We start from the raw sequence: 15827 nt of genomic DNA, 5'->3' as shown, positions 1-15827 counted from the left end.
GGCCGGAAACAGAAACACGAGAGGCGATATCGCTGACGGAGTGAATTCACGGCTGCCGAGGATGTACCTGTCCATACAAGCCAATTGAAAAACACACCAGACAAATGTGGGAGCGAGCCTGCTCGCGAAGGGGCCAGCACATTCGATATCGCTACCGACTGTCAGACCGCTATCGCGAGCAGGCTCGCTCCCACAAGGGCGTTGCGTTACCGATTGCTTAGTGGAACAGCACTGCCGTTTTCTGCAGGGTCACCCAGATGCCCCACGCCAACGGAATGCCCACCACCAGCCACGCGGCAATCGCCAGTGGCTTGGTGCCCGGAGCCGCTTTCCACTCCAGCACGGTGCTGGCATCGGCACCCTTGTCGTGGCCCAGCGCCTGTTCGGCGGCCAGTTCAGCGTCGGTCATGAAGTACTTGTCGGCCACCGGGCGCACCAGCAGGTTGCAGATGAAACCCAGCACCAGCAGGCCCGCGAGGATGTACAGGGTGATGTCGTAGGCCGCAGCGCGTTCGACGCCGATGCTCAACTGATATTCACGCAGGTAGTTGACCAGCACCGGACCCAGTACGCCCGCCGCCGCCCACGCGGTCAGCAGACGACCGTGGATGGCACCGACCATTTGTGTGCCGAACAGGTCCGCCAGATAGGCAGGAACCGTCGCGAAACCACCGCCGTACATCGACAGGATGATGCAGAACGCCGCCACGAACAGCGCAACGTTGCCCAGGTGGCCGAGGTTCGGGATCAGCGCGTACAGGGCAAAACCCAGGGCGAAGAACACGAAGTAAGTGTTTTTACGGCCCAGATAGTCCGAGAACGAGGCCCAGAAGAACCGGCCGCCGATGTTGAACAGGCTCAGCAAACCGGTGAAACCGGCGGCAATGGCGGCAATCGCGGCCAGTTGACCGGCGTCCAGCTGGCCAAACGTCTGGTCAGTGCCCAGCAGCTTGCCGGCGAACACTTCCTGCAGCAGCGGCGAAGCCATGCCGAGGATGCCGATACCGGCGGAAACGTTCAGGCACAGCACCAGCCATACCAGGCGGAATTGCGGGGTTTTCCACGCCACGTTCACGTGAACGTGACGGTGGGTGATCATCGCGTTGGCCGCTTTTTTCACCGGAGCGGTCCAGCCTTCAGGCTTCCAGCCGGTTGGCGGGACACGGTAGGACAGTGCGCCGCCGATCATGAACACGAAATAGATCGCGGCCATCACCAGGAAGCTCTGCCACACGCCCACGCTGGTTGGCGAAGCGAAGTGGCTCATCAGGGCGGCAGCCAGCGGAGCACCGACCATCGCGCCACCGCCGAAACCCATGATTGCCATGCCGGTCGCCATGCCGCGCTTGTCCGGGAACCACTTGATCAGGGTCGACACCGGCGAGATGTAACCCAGGCCCAGGCCGATACCGCCAATCACACCAGAACCGATCCACATCAGCCAGATCTGGTGCGTGTACACGCCCAGCGCCGAAATCAGCAGACCACCACACCAGCACAGGGCGGAAACGACACCCGCCTTGCGCGGCCCGGCGTGTTCCAGCCAGCCGCCCCAGATCGCTGCCGAGCAGCCCAGGAAGATGAAGAACAGGGTGTAGATCCAGCCGAGCATCGAGATCGGCCAGTCGCATTGCGAGGAGAAAACCTGCGCGATGAAGCTCATGTCAGGTGAACAGGCCACGGCCTGGGTCACGCCCAGGGCCTTGGACAACGGCAGCCAGAACACCGAGAAGCCATAGGCCATGCCGATGCAAAGGTGGATGGCCAACGCGGCCGGTGGTACCAGCCAGCGGTTGAAACCGGGCTTGGCGATAATGCGTTCCTTGGACAGGAACGAGGGCTGGTCGGCGCTGATGCCGCCCGCCGCAGTGCTAGTGCTCATTAGGTATCCCCCAATTATTAGAATGGTTCGCCAGCCACTCCTCACCCTCAGCCTTTATGCGCACGCATGACTGTTTTTTGCAGGGTGAAGCTCCATTTTGGTGCGACATCAGGTCGCAGAAGGACGGACGAACCCGCAGAGGTTACCATTTGCGCGTGACAGAAAAAGCAATCTGATATCACTTTTGCAAAGTCACCTGCTTTCGCCCCCCGTGAAGGAACCGCCATGCCGATCGTTGTCGAGCCGCTGAACGAATTCACCTGCCAGGATCAGCAGGATCTGCAGAAGATCTATCGCGACGCGCCGCCGTGGCTGTTTGCGCCATTCGACGACGACGCACAACTGATCGAAAGCGGCCTGCGGGACGGTGCCCTGATCGGTGGCCGCTTCAATGACCGGCTCTTGGGCGCGGCACGCCTGGAGAGGCGCCAGGACGTCTGGCATCTCTCTCATCTGTGTGTACGAAAAATCACCCGCCGCCGTGGGGTCGCCGAGCGAATGGTGAACGAAGCACGGAAAATGGCGTCGCAATCGGGTGCGACATTACGACTGCTGGCCCCGGCCGGGCACCTTGAAGCCCAGGCACTGGCAGCCAAACTGAAAGTGCCGCTGGATGTGTCGCCGGACTGATCGATGACCGATCGTCCACTTCTGAGCGCTATACTCCCCGGCTAAATTCGAATTCGACTAACTACAAGGACTCGCCCATGAAAGCGTTCGGCAAAATCCTGGGTCTGGTGCTTCTCGGGCTGTTGCTGATCATTGTGGCGCTGGGCTTCGCCCTGACCCACCTCTTCGATCCCAACGACTACAAAGACGAAATTCGCCAGATTGCCCGCAACAAGGCCCACATCGAGCTGACGCTCAATGGCGACATCGGCTGGAGCCTGTTCCCGTGGCTGGGCCTGGAATTGCACGAAGCCAGTGTTGCGACCCTGGCCAAGCCCAACGAGCCCTTCGCCGACTTGCAGATGCTCGGCCTGTCGGTGCGTGTATTGCCATTGCTGCGCCGCGAAGTCCAGATGAGCGACGTGCGTGTCGAAGGCCTGAACCTGCGCCTGAACCGCGACAAGGACGGCCATGGCAACTGGGAGGACATCGGCAAGGTCCCCGCCACCGCCAATCCAGCCACGCCCGCCACCCCGGACGAGCCTGCCCCAGCCCCACAAACCACCGCACAGGCGGAAAAACCGGCGCAACCGGTTCGTCTGGACATCGACAGCCTGACCGTCAACAACGCCCGGGTCGAATACAACGACGAACAGACCGGCAAGCAATTCAGCGCCGAAAGCATCCAACTGAGCACCGGCCCGGTCCATGACTCCACCAATATCCCGGTCAAGCTCACTGCCTTCCTTGGCAGCAATCAGCCAGTCCTGCGGGTGCGCACCGAACTCAACGGCGAACTGCGCTTCGAACGCGCCTTGCAACGCTACAAATTCGAAGACATGAAGTTGTCCGGGGAAGTGGCCGGCGATCCGCTGCAAGGCAAAACCGTGACCTTTGCCGCCCAAGGGCAGTTGTTGCTGGATAAAGCAGCGAACGTCGCCGAATGGACCGGCATCAAGATTTCCGCCAACCAGTTGCGCGCCCTGGGCGAACTGAAGGTCAACGATCTCGACAAGACGCCGCAAATCAATGGCGGCATTTCCATTGCACAACTGGACCTGGCGAAATTCATCGACAGCATCGGCCAGCAACTCCCGGCCATGGCCGAGGGCAGCCTGAGCAAGGTCGAACTGGTCAGCCGCGTGGCCGCCACGCCCACCAGCCTGTCGCTGGACAACATCAACCTGAAAATCGATGACAGCAGCTTCAGCGGCCGGATCGCCGTCGAGGATTTCGCCCGGCAATCGCTGCGCGCGGTGCTCAAGGCCGATACGTTCAACGTCGACCGCTACCTGCCGCCCAAATCCGCCGAAGCCAACAGCGCAACGCAAGTGCGCCAGGCCGAAGTGGCTAGCACCGAAGCCGACGCCATGGCCGGCAGTGGCAGCACGCCGCTGCCGGACAAACCGACCAAAGGCGCCTGGAGCACCGAACGCCTGTTGCCGGTGGAGCGCTTGCGCAAACTCGATGTCGAGGCAGACCTGACATTTGGCCAACTGACCCTGGAAAAACTGCCGATCCAGAACGCCGTGCTCAAAGCCAATGGCAAACAGGGCCTGCTGACCCTGGAAAACCTGCGCGGCGACCTGTACGACGGCAACTTCGAGACCAAGGCCACCCTCGACGTGCGCCAGGACGTGCCGGCCCTGAACCTGCAGACCAACATCAGCAAAGTGCCGGCGGAAAAGATCCTCGAAAGCCAGGGTAAAAAGCCGCCGGTCAAGGGCCTGGTCACGCTCAACAGCACGCTGACCGGCAATGGCAACAGCCAGAAAGCGCTGATCGACACCCTCAACGGCAATGCCAGTTTCGTCATCAACAATGGCGTGCTGCTCAATGCCAACCTCGAACAGCAACTGTGCAAGGGCATCGCCACCCTCAACCGCAAAACCCTCAGCGGCGAGCCACGCGGCAAGGACACCCCGTTCCAGGAACTCCGGGGCAACCTGACCTTGCGCAATGGCGTGGCCAGCAACCCGGACCTCAAGGTGCGTATCCCGGGGATGACCGTCAACGGCGATGGCGACATCGACTTGCGCGTGCTGGGCATGGACTACCGCGTCGGCATCATCGTCGAAGGCGATACCAGCGCCATGCCGGACCCGGCCTGCCAGGTCGGCGACAAGTTCGTCGGCATCGAATGGCCCCTGCGTTGCCGTGGTCCGCTGGAGCTGGGCGCCAAGGCCTGTCGTCTGGATAACGAACGCATGGGCCAGGTCGCAAGCAAACTGGCCGGGGACAAGATCAGCGAAAAAATCGACGAAAAACTGGGCGACAAGGTCAGCCCGGAACTGAAAAATGCACTGAAGGGGCTGTTCAAGCGATGAGGGCCGAGCAGTTTTCAACGGCGGTACTGGACTGGTACGACCGCCATGGCCGTCACGACCTGCCCTGGCAACAGGGCATCACCCCGTACCGGGTGTGGGTCTCGGAAATCATGCTGCAGCAAACCCAGGTGAGCACGGTGCTCAATTACTTCGACCGGTTCATGGACTCGCTGCCAACGGTTCAGGACTTGGCGGCGGCTCCTGAAGACGAAGTGCTGCACCTGTGGACCGGCCTGGGCTACTACACCCGCGCGCGCAATTTGCAGAAGACCGCAAAGATCGTCGTCGCCGAGTATGGCGGCGAATTCCCCCGGGACGTGGAAAAGCTCGTCGAGCTGCCGGGGATCGGCCTGTCGACCGCCGGCGCCATTGCCAGCATCAGCATGGGGCTGCGTGCGCCGATCCTCGACGGTAACGTCAAGCGCGTGCTGGCGCGCTTCACCGCGCAGGAAGGCTACCCGGGCGAGCCGAAGGTCGCCAAACAGCTGTGGGCCAACGCGGAACGCTTCACGCCCCATGACCGGGTCAACGCCTACACCCAGGCGATGATGGACCTGGGCGCCACGCTCTGCACCCGCAGCAAACCGAGCTGCCTGCTGTGCCCGCTGGAAAAGGGCTGCGAAGCGCACATGCTCGGCCTGGAAACCCGCTACCCCATCCCCAAGCCGCGCAAGGCCGTGCCACAGAAACGGACACTGATGCCGATGCTCGCCAACGACGAAGGCGCGATCCTGCTTTACCGCCGCCCCTCCACGGGGCTGTGGGGCGGGCTCTGGAGCCTGCCGGAACTCGACGACCTCGACGACCTGCCGCACCTCGCCGCGCAGCACTCGCTCGAACTGGGCACGCAACAGGCACTGCCGAGCCTGGTGCACACCTTCAGCCATTTCCAGTTATCCATCGAACCCTGGCTGGTTCAGGTCCAGGAAGCCGGCCATCACGTGGCCGAGGCCGACTGGCTCTGGTATAACCTCGCCACCCCGCCGCGCCTGGGCCTTGCCGCCCCGGTCAAAACCTTGCTCGAACGCGCGGCCGCCGTATTGAACGCAGGAGAGTCCCGATGACCCGCACCATCATGTGCCGCAAATACAAAGAAGAACTGCCCGCCCTGGAGCGCGCCCCGTTTCCCGGCGCCAAAGGCCAGGACATTTTCGACCACGTCTCGGCCAAGGCCTGGGCCGACTGGCAGAAACACCAGACGCTGCTGATCAACGAAAAGCGCTTGAACATGATGAACGCCGAAGACCGCAAATACCTGCAGGGCGAAATGGACAAGTACTTCTCGGGCGAGGATTACGCCAAGGCAGAAGGCTACGTTCCGCCGGCAGAATAATCCCGTTGCATCGGGGGCCGGAACGTAAGCGACGGTAATAATTAAATATTTTTTGAAAACTTGCTTGACGACCCCCTGAAAAACCCGTTTAATGCGCCCCGTTGCCCAGATAGCTCAGTCGGTAGAGCAGGGGATTGAAAATCCCCGTGTCGGCGGTTCGATTCCGTCTCTGGGCACCAAATACCGAAAACCCTGAATCGCAAGATTCAGGGTTTTTTTATGCCTGGGATTTGATGAAGCGCGGTGCAAGCCTCCCTTGGAGCACATGACACAACATCAATCCGCCAACTTTTCGCTTCGCCAGCAAACGCCTGCAAAGCTTCTCATGACCGGGTGCCTGAATGTTTCAGGCAGGAGTGGTCGGTCGCTCTCAAGAATCTCTCAGGACTGTCGGAGCACTCCGTGTGCTTTCACGGAAATGGACGACATACGCTCATTATCGGGTTGAGCAGAATCAGCAAGGATCTGCCACATGATCGGGAGCAGATGCACAACTGAGACCCAGGCAATGACTGACGCGATGAAACCAGATGCTGAGACCACTGAGTTTGTTATTGAGCACGAAATCAGAACGTTCAGTTTTGAAGTCTGGCAATCAAAGCTACTGCACCAATTTTCCGAAGAACTGGCTGCCGTCGGTGGGCCGCAGAGCTCAGGAGCCAAGTCAAAAGCCTCCCTCGCTGCCGCAGCGTTAAAGCACTCTTGTTCGAAACAACAATGCGAACTGCTGCAAGCCTACTCGAATGGCCTTGTCTCAGTGCTGATCTTCGAGGGCCTGCAAAGAATCAGCAATGTCAGCCCCCCAACTGAGCTACCGGATCTTGAATCCCTGGAAAATCGCCATGACGTCTTATGCTTGGCGGCCCGCAATCAGATCTTGCTGGAACTGGTGGATAACAGCGCCTTCGCCTACGACATGGACAACGAAGGGAAACTGATCCGACTGGTGGCCAACTTCAAAGGCGGCGGACTGATCAGAATCCCTGACGAGCCGGTTCTCAAAGAACTGAGCTCCCACTCCGGCCTGGCGCTCGGTCCACATACCGAGGCGCCTTACTGGTGTGCAATGGATGCAGAGGACGGCCACTCACCCTCTCCCTCATCTCTCATACTTACCGCTTTGTGGAATCCGGGGCAGGAACCGACCCGAGTCATTCCATTGCCACCCATACTCGAGAAAATTGGCGCTATCAATTGCCTGGCACTCTCCACGAGCCACTTCCAGTTCACCCGCAGCGACTCCTTTGTACGCGGCAAAGGTGAAGATGGCCGGAACGTTTCAATTCTGGAGTTCAACGAAAAGGTTGGCTTCACTGCCCGTTTCAACGCGTATCGCTTTTCCGTCAATGCCAACGCTTCGACCTTTGTCAAAACGGCCTACAACGCACTTTGCGAAGGTATCGGCGAAGCGACTCACGCTGAATACGCACTGACTCAGGAATCAGCCATGACCATTAATAACTGCCGCGCTCTGCACTGTCGCGACGTCATCAAAGACAACAGACGTGTCCTGGTTCGAATTTTTGGCCTTTCGAAATTTTCCTCCCCCATCGTTATTTCAGAAGACCCGTTAGTGCTCAAGGGCTGATGGTTGAGCAGCGGAACTGTTGACCAACCGATCATGCGATCAATGACTGCGAAGAGGGAATGGAATGGCTTGGGATGTAATTGGCATGTTGGCGCTCGTCGCCTTTTGCGCCGGATTTTTTGATGCTATTGCCGGTGGCGGCGGACTTATCACACTACCTGCATTGGTTCTGGCAGGCCTGGACCCCATCAGTGCCATCGCGACAAACAAATTTCAGGCCGCTTCGGCGACTGTCTCGGCAACCGCAACCTTTGCTCGCAAAGGAATGATCGAGTGGCGCGAGGGTCGTTACCTGATTATCTGCGGGTTTATTGGCGGCGCCAGCGGGGCCTTACTGGTCAGTTACATCGACAAGAGCTACCTGGAAGTGTGCGTGCCCGTCATGCTGATTTTGGTAGCCATCTATTTTGCGCTCGCCCCCAAGCTGGCCAATGAAGATCGGCGCAAGAGAATGGGTATTCTGTTTTTTTCTTTTACCGTGACGCCGATCCTCGGGTTTTACGACGGCGTATTTGGCCCGGGAGTGGGGTCTTTTTTTATCGTCGGATTCGTCCTTCTCTGCGGCTTGGGCATGATGCGGGCGATGAGTTTCACCAAACTCGCCAACGCCTCGTGCAATCTCGGGTCCCTTTCGATTTTCATCACCAAAGGCGTGATTATCTGGCCAATCGCACTCGCCATGGCTTTGGCAGCTTTCATTGGCGCTCAATTGGGTGCACGAGCCGCTGTCCGCGTCGGCCCACGATTGATCAAACCGATGTTGATCGTGGTCTGCTGCGCCTTGGCCCTCAAGCTACTGAGCATGGAAAACAACCCATTGCGCATCGCGATAATCCATTCATTTGCGTTTTAAGGATTATCGGGTGCAGCACGTCGGCAACTACTCCTCGCCCTTCCAGTTAAAAACCAGCTGTCGAGGCGAGCCGCTGCCGACCTCCGCCGTGTCATGTCGCGCCTCGCCGTTGCGTGTCGCGACAACCGTGTATCGACCGGGCGGAAGCTGGACGTAGACCAGGGGGCCCGCCTGGCTCAGCGTCAACACGGGCTGTCCCTGGGGCTTTTGCACGATCACATCGACGTCGGGTACGTATTTGCCTTCCGGCCCGATGGAAAAGGTCATGTGCAGGTTATAACCCGTCGCTTGCTGGATAGCCTTGGCCTCATCTTCGCCAATACCGCCGGACAGATAAGCCACGCCATTTTGTTCCTGCCGCTGAATCTGCACACCGGCATTGTCCACAGGCTCAAGGCTCGCAGCCTCCAGCACAATCGGGAACATCAACAGACCGACAGCGGCGATGGGTAAAAGCAGGAGATGGAAACGTTTCATGGGGGCGACTCCCGGGTTCTTTCGAACCCATTCGTTACCCTTGTTGGATTTCCAGGGCGATGGGCAAGTTCCAGACTGATTAGTACTTGGGCTCACTGCGATTTGGACTACAGCCTGTATTGCTCAAGCGTCACTGGCCGTCGGAGCGATCCCGCAGTACAAACCGAAAAGCCTGCCGGCGGGGTTCGGGAAAGGCTTTGATGAGCGCAACCTGCGATACAAGCGGGACTTTTATCAAACCTTTCCAATTTGGGACGCACTGCGTTGCGAATTGAGCTGGACCCATTATCGCCGCTGCTATGCGTCGATAACGAACACGCACGCCGCTGGCATATGACAGCGGAGAGGAACTGCGCGCAGAACTGGCGCGAGAGCAAGCGGCCATCGAACAGCGCCTGATCGATCAGAAACCGTTTTGACCCCGCATGGATTGTTCACCCGCCGTCCGAGGGCTATCGTTGGCAGCTCCCCGTAGAGGTCCGCACGTGATGAACTCGCAGGACATGTCACTGGCCCCCACTCAAATCGAGTGGCCGCTGCCCACTGCCGTTTCCGGCGAACCCTTCAAGGAGTCCGCCGCAGACGGCTTCATCCTCGGCGGTTTGACCTGGCGCCATGCGGCCCATGACGCTCGGCGCCCGGTGGTGATCATCAACGCCGCGACGTCGGTGCGCTGCCGACACTATTCGCGCTTCGCCGATTACCTGTTCGCCAACGGCTTCGACGTCATCACCTATGACTACCGGGGCATCGGCGAATCGCGGCCCGGTTCACTGAAGGGGCTGCAGGCATCCTGGTCCGACTGGGGCGTGCTGGATTTCGAGGCGATGCTGGGGCGCGCACAGCGCGAGTTTCCCGGCCAGCCCATCGACGTCGTCGGCCACAGCTTTGGAGGCTGTGCGGCGGGCCTTGGTGCTTCAGGACGGGCCATTCGGCGCCTGGTCACTGTCGGCGCCCAGTTCGCTTACTGGCGTGACTATGCACCGGCTCACCGCTGGCGGATGTTCGGCAAGTGGCATGTGCTGATGCCACTGATGACCCTGATCTACGGCTACTTCCCCGGCAAACGCCTTGGCTGGCTGGAAGACACCCCCGCGGGTGTGGTCCGCGACTGGAGCACACCCACCGCCCGTTATGAAACCCGCCCCAGCGGTCGCGCCATTGCCGCCAGTGCCGGTGCCTTGCCGTTTGCGACAATGACGGCAAAGACCCTGGCCATCAGCATCACCGACGACCCCTACGGCACGATTCCGGCCATCGAGCGCCTGCTCGGCTACTTCACCGGCGGCACGAACACCCACCTGCGCATTGCCCCCGAAGACATCGGCGAAGAAGAAGTCGGACATTTCGCCTTTTTTCGCAGCGCATACCAAGCCACACTATGGCCCATCGCATTGTCCTGGCTGCAAAACGGCGAGCTGGCCCCTGAGACACCGGGGCGGCTGGTGCCGCGCGGCGAATCCTTTTAACGCACCACGGATCAACATCATGGCTTCCGCCAACAAGCAGCAAAAACGTGCCACCCGCGCCAAAGCCAAGGCCAAGCAGAACCGCACCCAACGGGCTGCCGCGCCGGTCGAGCTGGACCCGAACGACGACCGCATCGATTTCGAGTCGGTGGACCTTACCGAACTGTTCAAGAAAATGATCGACGCCGAAAAAACCAGCCAGCAGGCCATGTGCACAGCGTTCCTGGAAGACCCGCTGCTGGAGCTGGTGTACGAACAGGAAGGCGAGGAAGGCGCGATGGATTTCATCCTGGCGGCGCTGATCGAGTACCGCCAGTGGTCCACCGAAGCGGACGAAGCCGGCGCCCTGGCCTGGATCGAATCCCCGGCGTTCCAGAAAGATTACGTGGCAGCGTCCGACGCTATCGCCGCGCAAACCCAACAGAAAAACTGAGTTCCCATGGCCTCCCCGAACAAACAGCAGAAACGCGCCAAACGTGCCAAAGCCAAAGCCAAGCAAATCCGCATGGTCGGTAGAAAACCCGTTGCCCTGGACGACGACCTCGGCCACCTCGCCGAACCGATCCCGGAATACACCTTGGCGATGTTCAGTAAAATGCGCGATGCCGAAGCGGCCAGCCGCAGTGACATGCTCTCGGTCCTGTTGACCGACCTCGCCGGGATCATCAACGATCACCCTGAACTGCTCGACCTGGAAAACGCCGACAACGAAGCCATGGCCGCCACTCACCTGGCCGCCGACATGCTGATCGACTACCGCATGTGGGCCGACGGCATGGACCGCGAGGCTGCGCAGGCCTGGCTCAGCGAGCCGCAGTTCATCAGTGATTTTGGCCAGGCGCTGGATGTTTATCGCCAGTCGCTGGAAGCACGGGAAGAAAAAGGCGAGTAACCAAGCGCCTGAATGAAAACGGCCGCTTGTCATCACTGACAGCGGCCGTTTGTGCTTCACAACCTCCCGTCAGCAGCCTGGCATATCCCATTGACATATCCCAATGCCGACCTATGCTTTGCCCATCTGGGCAAGCACAGGAGCCACGCATGGAACAGACCACCCTCTTCATGAGCAATCGCAGCCAGGCTGTCCGTTTGCCCAAGGCTGTTGCCATGCCAAGCGACGTGAAACGAGTCAACGTCATCGCTGTCGGCCGGACTCGAATCATTACCCCTGCTCAAGAGACCTGGGACAGCTGGTTTGCTGGCGACTGCGCAAGTACCGACTTCATGACCGATCGTGATCAGCCTGTCGATCAGGAGCGCGAGTCGTTCTGATGATCAAGTTCATGCTCGACACCAACATCTGCATCTATACGATCAAGAACAAACCTCAAGCGGTGAGAGACGCTTTCAACAGGCACGACGGCCAGATGTGCATGAGTGCGGTCACGCTTATGGAGCTGGTTTACGGCGCCGAAAAGTCGGCAACGCCGGAAAGAAATCTTTCGGTCATTGAGGGATTGGCCGCTCGCCTCGAGGTCTTGCCATTCGACAACGACGCGGCGGCCCATACCGGGATGATTCGATCTGAACTGGCCAAGGCCGGAACTCCCATCGGCCCCTATGACGGCATGATTGCAGGCCATGCGCGTTCTCGGGGGTTCATCGTCATTACCAACAACTTGCGGGAATTTTCACGGGTACCGGGTTTGCGCGCCGAGGACTGGGTGCACCCTTGCTGACCCAACGAAACAGACCAAACAAAACGGCCGCTTGTCATCACTGACAGCGGCCGTTTTGCGTCATGCGCTGTGGATCAGTTCAGCACGACCGCACCTGTTCCCTGCAGTTTGCGACGACGAGCCACAAACATGCCGGCAGCGACCACACACAGGCTCAACAGGCCGGTCGCGAGGATTTCCACGCGGTGGGCATCCTGGAAGCCCATGATGGTCAGGGCCGCGACGATGAAGATGATCACCGCGTAGGTCAGGCCCGGGAACAGCCACATGCTGAAGGCAATTTGCTCACCGCGCGCCACACGCTGTTTGCGCATGCGCAATTGCGAGAACGCGATCACCAGGTACACCAGCAACGCAATGGCGCCGGAACTGGCCAGCAGGAATTCGAACACGGCGGCCGGGGCCACATAGTTGGCGAAGGTCGCCAGGAACGCTGCGCCGGTGGACAACATCACCGCCCAGTAAGGCGTGCCGCTGTTGTTGGTGCGGGTGGCCACGGCCGGTGCATCGCCGCGCTTGCCCAGGGAAAAGAGCATGCGCGAGGAGGTGTATAGCGCCGAGTTCAGGCAGCTGGTCACAGCAACCAGTACGACAATGTCGACGATCATCTTGGCGTTAGGGATGCCCATGCGCTCAAGAACGGTCTGGTAGGAGCCGAGGCTGGCCAGAACCGGGTCGTTCCATGGCACCAGCGCCACCACGATGAAGATCGACACGAGGTAGAACAGACCGATCCGCCAGATCACCGAGTTGGTGGCCTTGGAGATTTGCTTGCCAGGGTTTTTCGATTCCGCAGCCGCGATGGTCACGATTTCGGTGCCCATGAAGGAGAACATGGTGGTCAGGATGGCGCCCAGCACCGCACCCATGCCGTTGGGCAGGAAGCCCTGGGTGTCGAACAGGTGCGATACGCCGCTGACCTGACTGCCCGGCAGGAAGCCGAAGATCGCCAGTACGCCGAGAATGATGAAACCGATGATCGCCACCACCTTGAGCAGGGCGAACCAGAATTCGAACTCACCGTAGTTTTTCACGCTGAACAGGTTGGTCACCGTCAACAGCAGCGTGATGACCAAGGCGAACGCCCAGATGTCCACGCCGGGGAACCAGGCATGCAGGATGGTCGCGGCGGCGTTGGCCTCCAGCGGGATGACCAGCACCCAGAACCACCAGTAGAGCCAGCCGATGGTGAAGCCGGCCCAGTGACCGATCGCGCGATCGGCGTAGGTCGAAAAGGAACCCGTGTCCGGCGAGGCAACCGCCATTTCACCGAGCATACGCATGACGAGTACAACCAGCATGCCGGCGGCGGCATAGGCCAGCAGCACGGCTGGTCCAGCGGCGGCGATGGCGTGGCCGGAGCCGACGAACAGGCCGGCACCGATAACCCCGGCGATCGACAGCATGGTCACATGACGCGGTTTGAGCCCCTGTTCGAGGCCGTTGGAGCTTGGGGTACTGCTCATTGAAACTACCTTTGTAAAGGAAAGCGATGTGCATCTGCCCGGCCTGGTCTTCCTTCTCGTAAAAAGAAACCAACAGGGCGTTCCGGATTCTGCACGCAAATATTGCGCCAAAATGTTTCACAGTCTTCAAGCACGGGGCCTCCAGCGCGACCGGACAGTCATCGCAACCCATTGAGATTAATGGCATTTTGCCAGAACGTTACCCTGCGACTCACTTTGGGAACGAATCTGCGCACCAGAAACACACTGAAAAAAGGCTGGACGCACAATAAAAGTGCGGATCGATAACGTTTGGCCGGTTAGCGCTTCCAACACCCCGCCAAAGCTGGCAACATCGCGCCCCTTTTGCGAACGCCGCCGCGCTTTTCATCTGGCTTTTCATTTGAGTGCGGGCTTCAAACGGCTGTTCGGTTGATAGCAGCGCGACAGTCTGCTGTGCCGATGCGACAACCTGCCGCAGACCGCCCGTTTACTGCCCGTGGCGCTGTTGGCTGGCATTCAGACGCTATGCTAGGTTGGCCGCCTCGTCAGGAAGGCCCGCCAACAGCAGGAGCGCAACACACTATGAGGAACGCACATGGCTGAGGCCACGCCCGCGCTTGAAATCCGCAACTTGCACAAACGCTACGGACAGCTCGAGGTGCTCAAGGGCATATCGCTGACCGCCCGCGACGGCGATGTGATCTCGATCCTGGGTTCCTCCGGTTCCGGCAAGTCCACGTTCCTGCGCTGCATCAACCTGCTGGAAAATCCGCACCAGGGCCAGATCCTGGTCGCCGGCGAAGAACTCAAGCTTAAAGCCGCCAAAAATGGCGAACTGGTCGCCGCCGACGCCAAACAGATCAACCGTCTGCGCAGCGAGATTGGTTTTGTGTTTCAAAACTTTAATCTGTGGCCGCACATGAGCGTGCTCGACAACATCATCGAAGCCCCGCGCCGCGTATTGGGCCAGAGCAAGGCCGAAGCCATCGAGGTCGCCGAAGCCCTGCTGGCCAAGGTCGGCATCGCCGACAAGCGCCACGCCTATCCGGCCCAACTCTCCGGTGGCCAGCAGCAACGCGCCGCCATCGCCCGCACGCTGGCGATGCAGCCCAAGGTGATCCTGTTCGACGAACCCACCTCCGCCCTTGACCCGGAAATGGTCCAGGAAGTACTTAATGTCATCCGCGCACTGGCCGAAGAAGGCCGCACCATGCTGCTGGTCACCCACGAAATGGGCTTCGCCCGCCAGGTGTCCAGTGAAGTGGTGTTCCTCCACCAGGGCCTGGTAGAAGAGCAAGGATCGCCACAGCAGGTGTTCGAAAACCCGCTTTCGGCGCGCTGCAAACAATTCATGTCCAGCAACCGCTAACGGAGCTACCCGCATGCAGAACTACAAGAAGGTCTTCCTGGCCGCCGCCGTCACTCTGGCCTTCAGCGCCGGCGCCATGGCCGAAACCTTGAAGATGGGCATCGAAGCGGCTTACCCGCCGTTCAACAATAAAGACGCCAGCGGCAACGTCGTCGGTTTCGACAAGGAAATCGGCGACGCCCTGTGCGCCAAGATGAAAGTCGATTGCACCGTGGTCACGTCCGACTGGGACGGCATCATCCCGGCCCTGAACGCCAAGAAGTTCGACTTCCTGATCTCCTCGATGTCGATCACCGACGAGCGCAAGCAGGCGGTGGATTTCACCGACCCGTACTACTCGAACAAGCTGCAGTTCATCGCCAAGAAAGACGCTGACTTCAAGACCGACAAGGACGCCCTCAAGGGTAAAGTGATCGGCGCCCAACGTGCGACCCTCGCCGGCACCTGGATGGAAGACAACATGCCGGGCGTCGAAGTGAAACTCTACGACACCCAGGAAAACGCCTACCTCGACCTGACGGCTGGCCGCGTCGACGGGATCCTGGCCGACAAGTACGTCAACTACGAGTGGCTGAAAAGCGACGCCGGCAAGTCGTACGAATTCAAGGGCGACCCGGTGGAAGAAAGCGACAAGATCGGTATCGCTGTACGCAAAGGCGACCCGATCCGCGAGAAGCTGAACGTTGCACTGAAAGAAATCGTTGCTGACGGCACCTACAAGAAGATCAACGACAAGTACTTCCCGTTCAGCATCTACTGATCCTGACGTGCCGGACCGGCGCCGTCCTGCGAC

General features: G+C 59.8%; 16 protein-coding genes, 1 tRNA gene and 1 pseudogene. 15 read left to right on the top strand and 3 right to left on the bottom strand.

Annotated features, from left to right (window positions below; genetic code table 11):
• Nucleotides 1–217: 217 nt before the first annotated feature.
• Nucleotides 218–1882: an OFA family MFS transporter gene (locus tag IB249_RS20455; protein WP_192307525.1), complete on the bottom strand. Its 1665-nt coding sequence runs from the start codon at nt 1880–1882 to the stop codon at nt 218–220.
• A gap of 225 nt (nt 1883–2107) precedes the next feature.
• On the opposite strand from IB249_RS20455, the gene IB249_RS20450 reads away from it, so the two are divergent.
• From IB249_RS20450 to IB249_RS20420, 7 genes are all read left to right on the top strand, one after another.
• On the top strand, nt 2108–2512 hold the full coding sequence (locus IB249_RS20450; RefSeq protein WP_192307524.1) for an acetyl-CoA sensor PanZ family protein: 405 nt from the start codon (nt 2108–2110) through the stop codon (nt 2510–2512).
• Nucleotides 2513–2589: 77 nt separating this feature from the next.
• Nucleotides 2590–4818 carry an AsmA family protein gene (locus tag IB249_RS20445; RefSeq protein WP_192307523.1) on the top strand — a complete coding sequence of 743 codons (2229 nt, stop codon included), beginning with the start codon at nt 2590–2592 and terminating at the stop codon, nt 4816–4818.
• A complete protein-coding gene (mutY, locus tag IB249_RS20440; protein WP_192307522.1) occupies nt 4815–5882 on the top strand; it encodes an A/G-specific adenine glycosylase in 1068 nt (355 codons plus the stop codon). The genes IB249_RS20445 and mutY overlap by 4 nt, the downstream gene beginning before the upstream one ends.
• A complete protein-coding gene (locus IB249_RS20435; protein WP_003220737.1) occupies nt 5879–6151 on the top strand; it encodes an oxidative damage protection protein in 273 nt (90 codons plus the stop codon). Before mutY ends, IB249_RS20435 begins: the two co-directional genes overlap by 4 nt.
• Nucleotides 6152–6254: 103 nt before the next feature.
• Nucleotides 6255–6330 (top strand) — tRNA-Phe (locus IB249_RS20430).
• A gap of 329 nt (nt 6331–6659) precedes the next feature.
• Complete coding sequence (locus tag IB249_RS20425; protein WP_192307521.1) at nt 6660–7739, top strand: hypothetical protein; 1080 nt, start codon at nt 6660–6662, stop codon at nt 7737–7739.
• Between the two features lie 64 nt (nt 7740–7803).
• The gene (locus tag IB249_RS20420) at nt 7804–8592 is read left to right on the top strand and encodes a TSUP family transporter (RefSeq protein WP_192307520.1); all 789 of its coding nucleotides are present in this window, start codon (nt 7804–7806) and stop codon (nt 8590–8592) included.
• A gap of 27 nt (nt 8593–8619) precedes the next feature.
• Here the strand turns inward: IB249_RS20420 and IB249_RS20415 are convergent, their stop codons facing one another.
• Nucleotides 8620–9069: a carboxypeptidase regulatory-like domain-containing protein gene (locus IB249_RS20415; RefSeq protein ID WP_192307519.1), complete on the bottom strand. Its 450-nt coding sequence runs from the start codon at nt 9067–9069 to the stop codon at nt 8620–8622.
• A gap of 166 nt (nt 9070–9235) precedes the next feature.
• On the opposite strand from IB249_RS20415, the pseudogene IB249_RS20410 reads away from it, so the two are divergent.
• The 6 genes and pseudogenes from IB249_RS20410 to vapC all read left to right on the top strand — a co-directional run.
• Nucleotides 9236–9435: pseudogene (locus IB249_RS20410) on the top strand (DUF1016 N-terminal domain-containing protein); the annotation flags it as partial.
• A 122-nt stretch (nt 9436–9557) separates the two neighbouring features.
• A complete protein-coding gene (locus IB249_RS20405) occupies nt 9558–10538 on the top strand; it encodes an alpha/beta fold hydrolase (protein ID WP_192307847.1) in 981 nt (326 codons plus the stop codon).
• 19 nt (nt 10539–10557) lie between these two features.
• Nucleotides 10558–10971, top strand: a complete 414-nt coding sequence (locus IB249_RS20400) for a hypothetical protein (RefSeq protein WP_192307518.1) — start codon at nt 10558–10560, stop codon at nt 10969–10971.
• 6 nt (nt 10972–10977) lie between these two features.
• Nucleotides 10978–11430, top strand: coding sequence for a hypothetical protein (locus tag IB249_RS20395; RefSeq protein ID WP_192307517.1), 453 nt, complete (start codon nt 10978–10980; stop codon nt 11428–11430).
• A gap of 149 nt (nt 11431–11579) precedes the next feature.
• The gene (gene vapB / locus IB249_RS20390; RefSeq protein WP_192307516.1) at nt 11580–11810 is read left to right on the top strand and encodes a type II toxin-antitoxin system VapB family antitoxin; all 231 of its coding nucleotides are present in this window, start codon (nt 11580–11582) and stop codon (nt 11808–11810) included.
• Nucleotides 11810–12217 (top strand): type II toxin-antitoxin system tRNA(fMet)-specific endonuclease VapC, encoded by a 408-nt coding sequence (vapC, locus tag IB249_RS20385; protein ID WP_192307515.1) that lies wholly within the window; start codon nt 11810–11812, stop codon nt 12215–12217. The genes vapB and vapC overlap by 1 nt, the downstream gene beginning before the upstream one ends.
• Before the next feature lie 74 nt (nt 12218–12291).
• Here vapC and gabP read toward each other — a convergent pair whose 3' ends face one another.
• Nucleotides 12292–13683 carry a GABA permease gene (gene gabP, locus IB249_RS20380; RefSeq protein WP_192307514.1) on the bottom strand — a complete coding sequence of 464 codons (1392 nt, stop codon included), beginning with the start codon at nt 13681–13683 and terminating at the stop codon, nt 12292–12294.
• A gap of 577 nt (nt 13684–14260) precedes the next feature.
• Here gabP and IB249_RS20375 point away from each other — a divergent pair.
• Nucleotides 14261–15034 (top strand): ABC transporter ATP-binding protein, encoded by a 774-nt coding sequence (locus IB249_RS20375; protein WP_192307513.1) that lies wholly within the window; start codon nt 14261–14263, stop codon nt 15032–15034.
• Between the two features lie 13 nt (nt 15035–15047).
• Complete coding sequence (locus tag IB249_RS20370; RefSeq protein WP_192307512.1) at nt 15048–15794, top strand: ABC transporter substrate-binding protein; 747 nt, start codon at nt 15048–15050, stop codon at nt 15792–15794.
• Nucleotides 15795–15827: the final 33 nt, after the last annotated feature.

Origin of the sequence: Pseudomonas sp. PDM04 (assembly GCF_014851765.1) — a bacterium.
GTDB lineage: Bacteria > Pseudomonadota > Gammaproteobacteria > Pseudomonadales > Pseudomonadaceae > Aquipseudomonas.
This window is presented reverse-complemented; position numbering and strand designations above follow the sequence as displayed.

Coding starts and splice junctions, on each gene's coding strand:
- IB249_RS20425 (WP_192307521.1), top strand. CDS start 6,660: ATGACTGACGCGATGAAACCAGATGCTGAGACCACTGAGTTTGTTATT.
- IB249_RS20375 (WP_192307513.1), top strand. CDS start 14,261: ATGGCTGAGGCCACGCCCGCGCTTGAAATCCGCAACTTGCACAAACGC.
- IB249_RS20395 (WP_192307517.1), top strand. CDS start 10,978: ATGGCCTCCCCGAACAAACAGCAGAAACGCGCCAAACGTGCCAAAGCC.
- vapC (WP_192307515.1), top strand. CDS start 11,810: ATGATCAAGTTCATGCTCGACACCAACATCTGCATCTATACGATCAAG.
- mutY (WP_192307522.1), top strand. CDS start 4,815: ATGAGGGCCGAGCAGTTTTCAACGGCGGTACTGGACTGGTACGACCGC.
- IB249_RS20400 (WP_192307518.1), top strand. CDS start 10,558: ATGGCTTCCGCCAACAAGCAGCAAAAACGTGCCACCCGCGCCAAAGCC.
- vapB (WP_192307516.1), top strand. CDS start 11,580: ATGGAACAGACCACCCTCTTCATGAGCAATCGCAGCCAGGCTGTCCGT.
- IB249_RS20405 (WP_192307847.1), top strand. CDS start 9,558: ATGAACTCGCAGGACATGTCACTGGCCCCCACTCAAATCGAGTGGCCG.
- IB249_RS20420 (WP_192307520.1), top strand. CDS start 7,804: ATGGCTTGGGATGTAATTGGCATGTTGGCGCTCGTCGCCTTTTGCGCC.
- IB249_RS20455 (WP_192307525.1), bottom strand. CDS start 1,882: ATGAGCACTAGCACTGCGGCGGGCGGCATCAGCGCCGACCAGCCCTCG.
- gabP (WP_192307514.1), bottom strand. CDS start 13,683: ATGAGCAGTACCCCAAGCTCCAACGGCCTCGAACAGGGGCTCAAACCG.
- IB249_RS20445 (WP_192307523.1), top strand. CDS start 2,590: ATGAAAGCGTTCGGCAAAATCCTGGGTCTGGTGCTTCTCGGGCTGTTG.
- IB249_RS20415 (WP_192307519.1), bottom strand. CDS start 9,069: ATGAAACGTTTCCATCTCCTGCTTTTACCCATCGCCGCTGTCGGTCTG.
- IB249_RS20435 (WP_003220737.1), top strand. CDS start 5,879: ATGACCCGCACCATCATGTGCCGCAAATACAAAGAAGAACTGCCCGCC.
- IB249_RS20450 (WP_192307524.1), top strand. CDS start 2,108: ATGCCGATCGTTGTCGAGCCGCTGAACGAATTCACCTGCCAGGATCAG.
- IB249_RS20370 (WP_192307512.1), top strand. CDS start 15,048: ATGCAGAACTACAAGAAGGTCTTCCTGGCCGCCGCCGTCACTCTGGCC.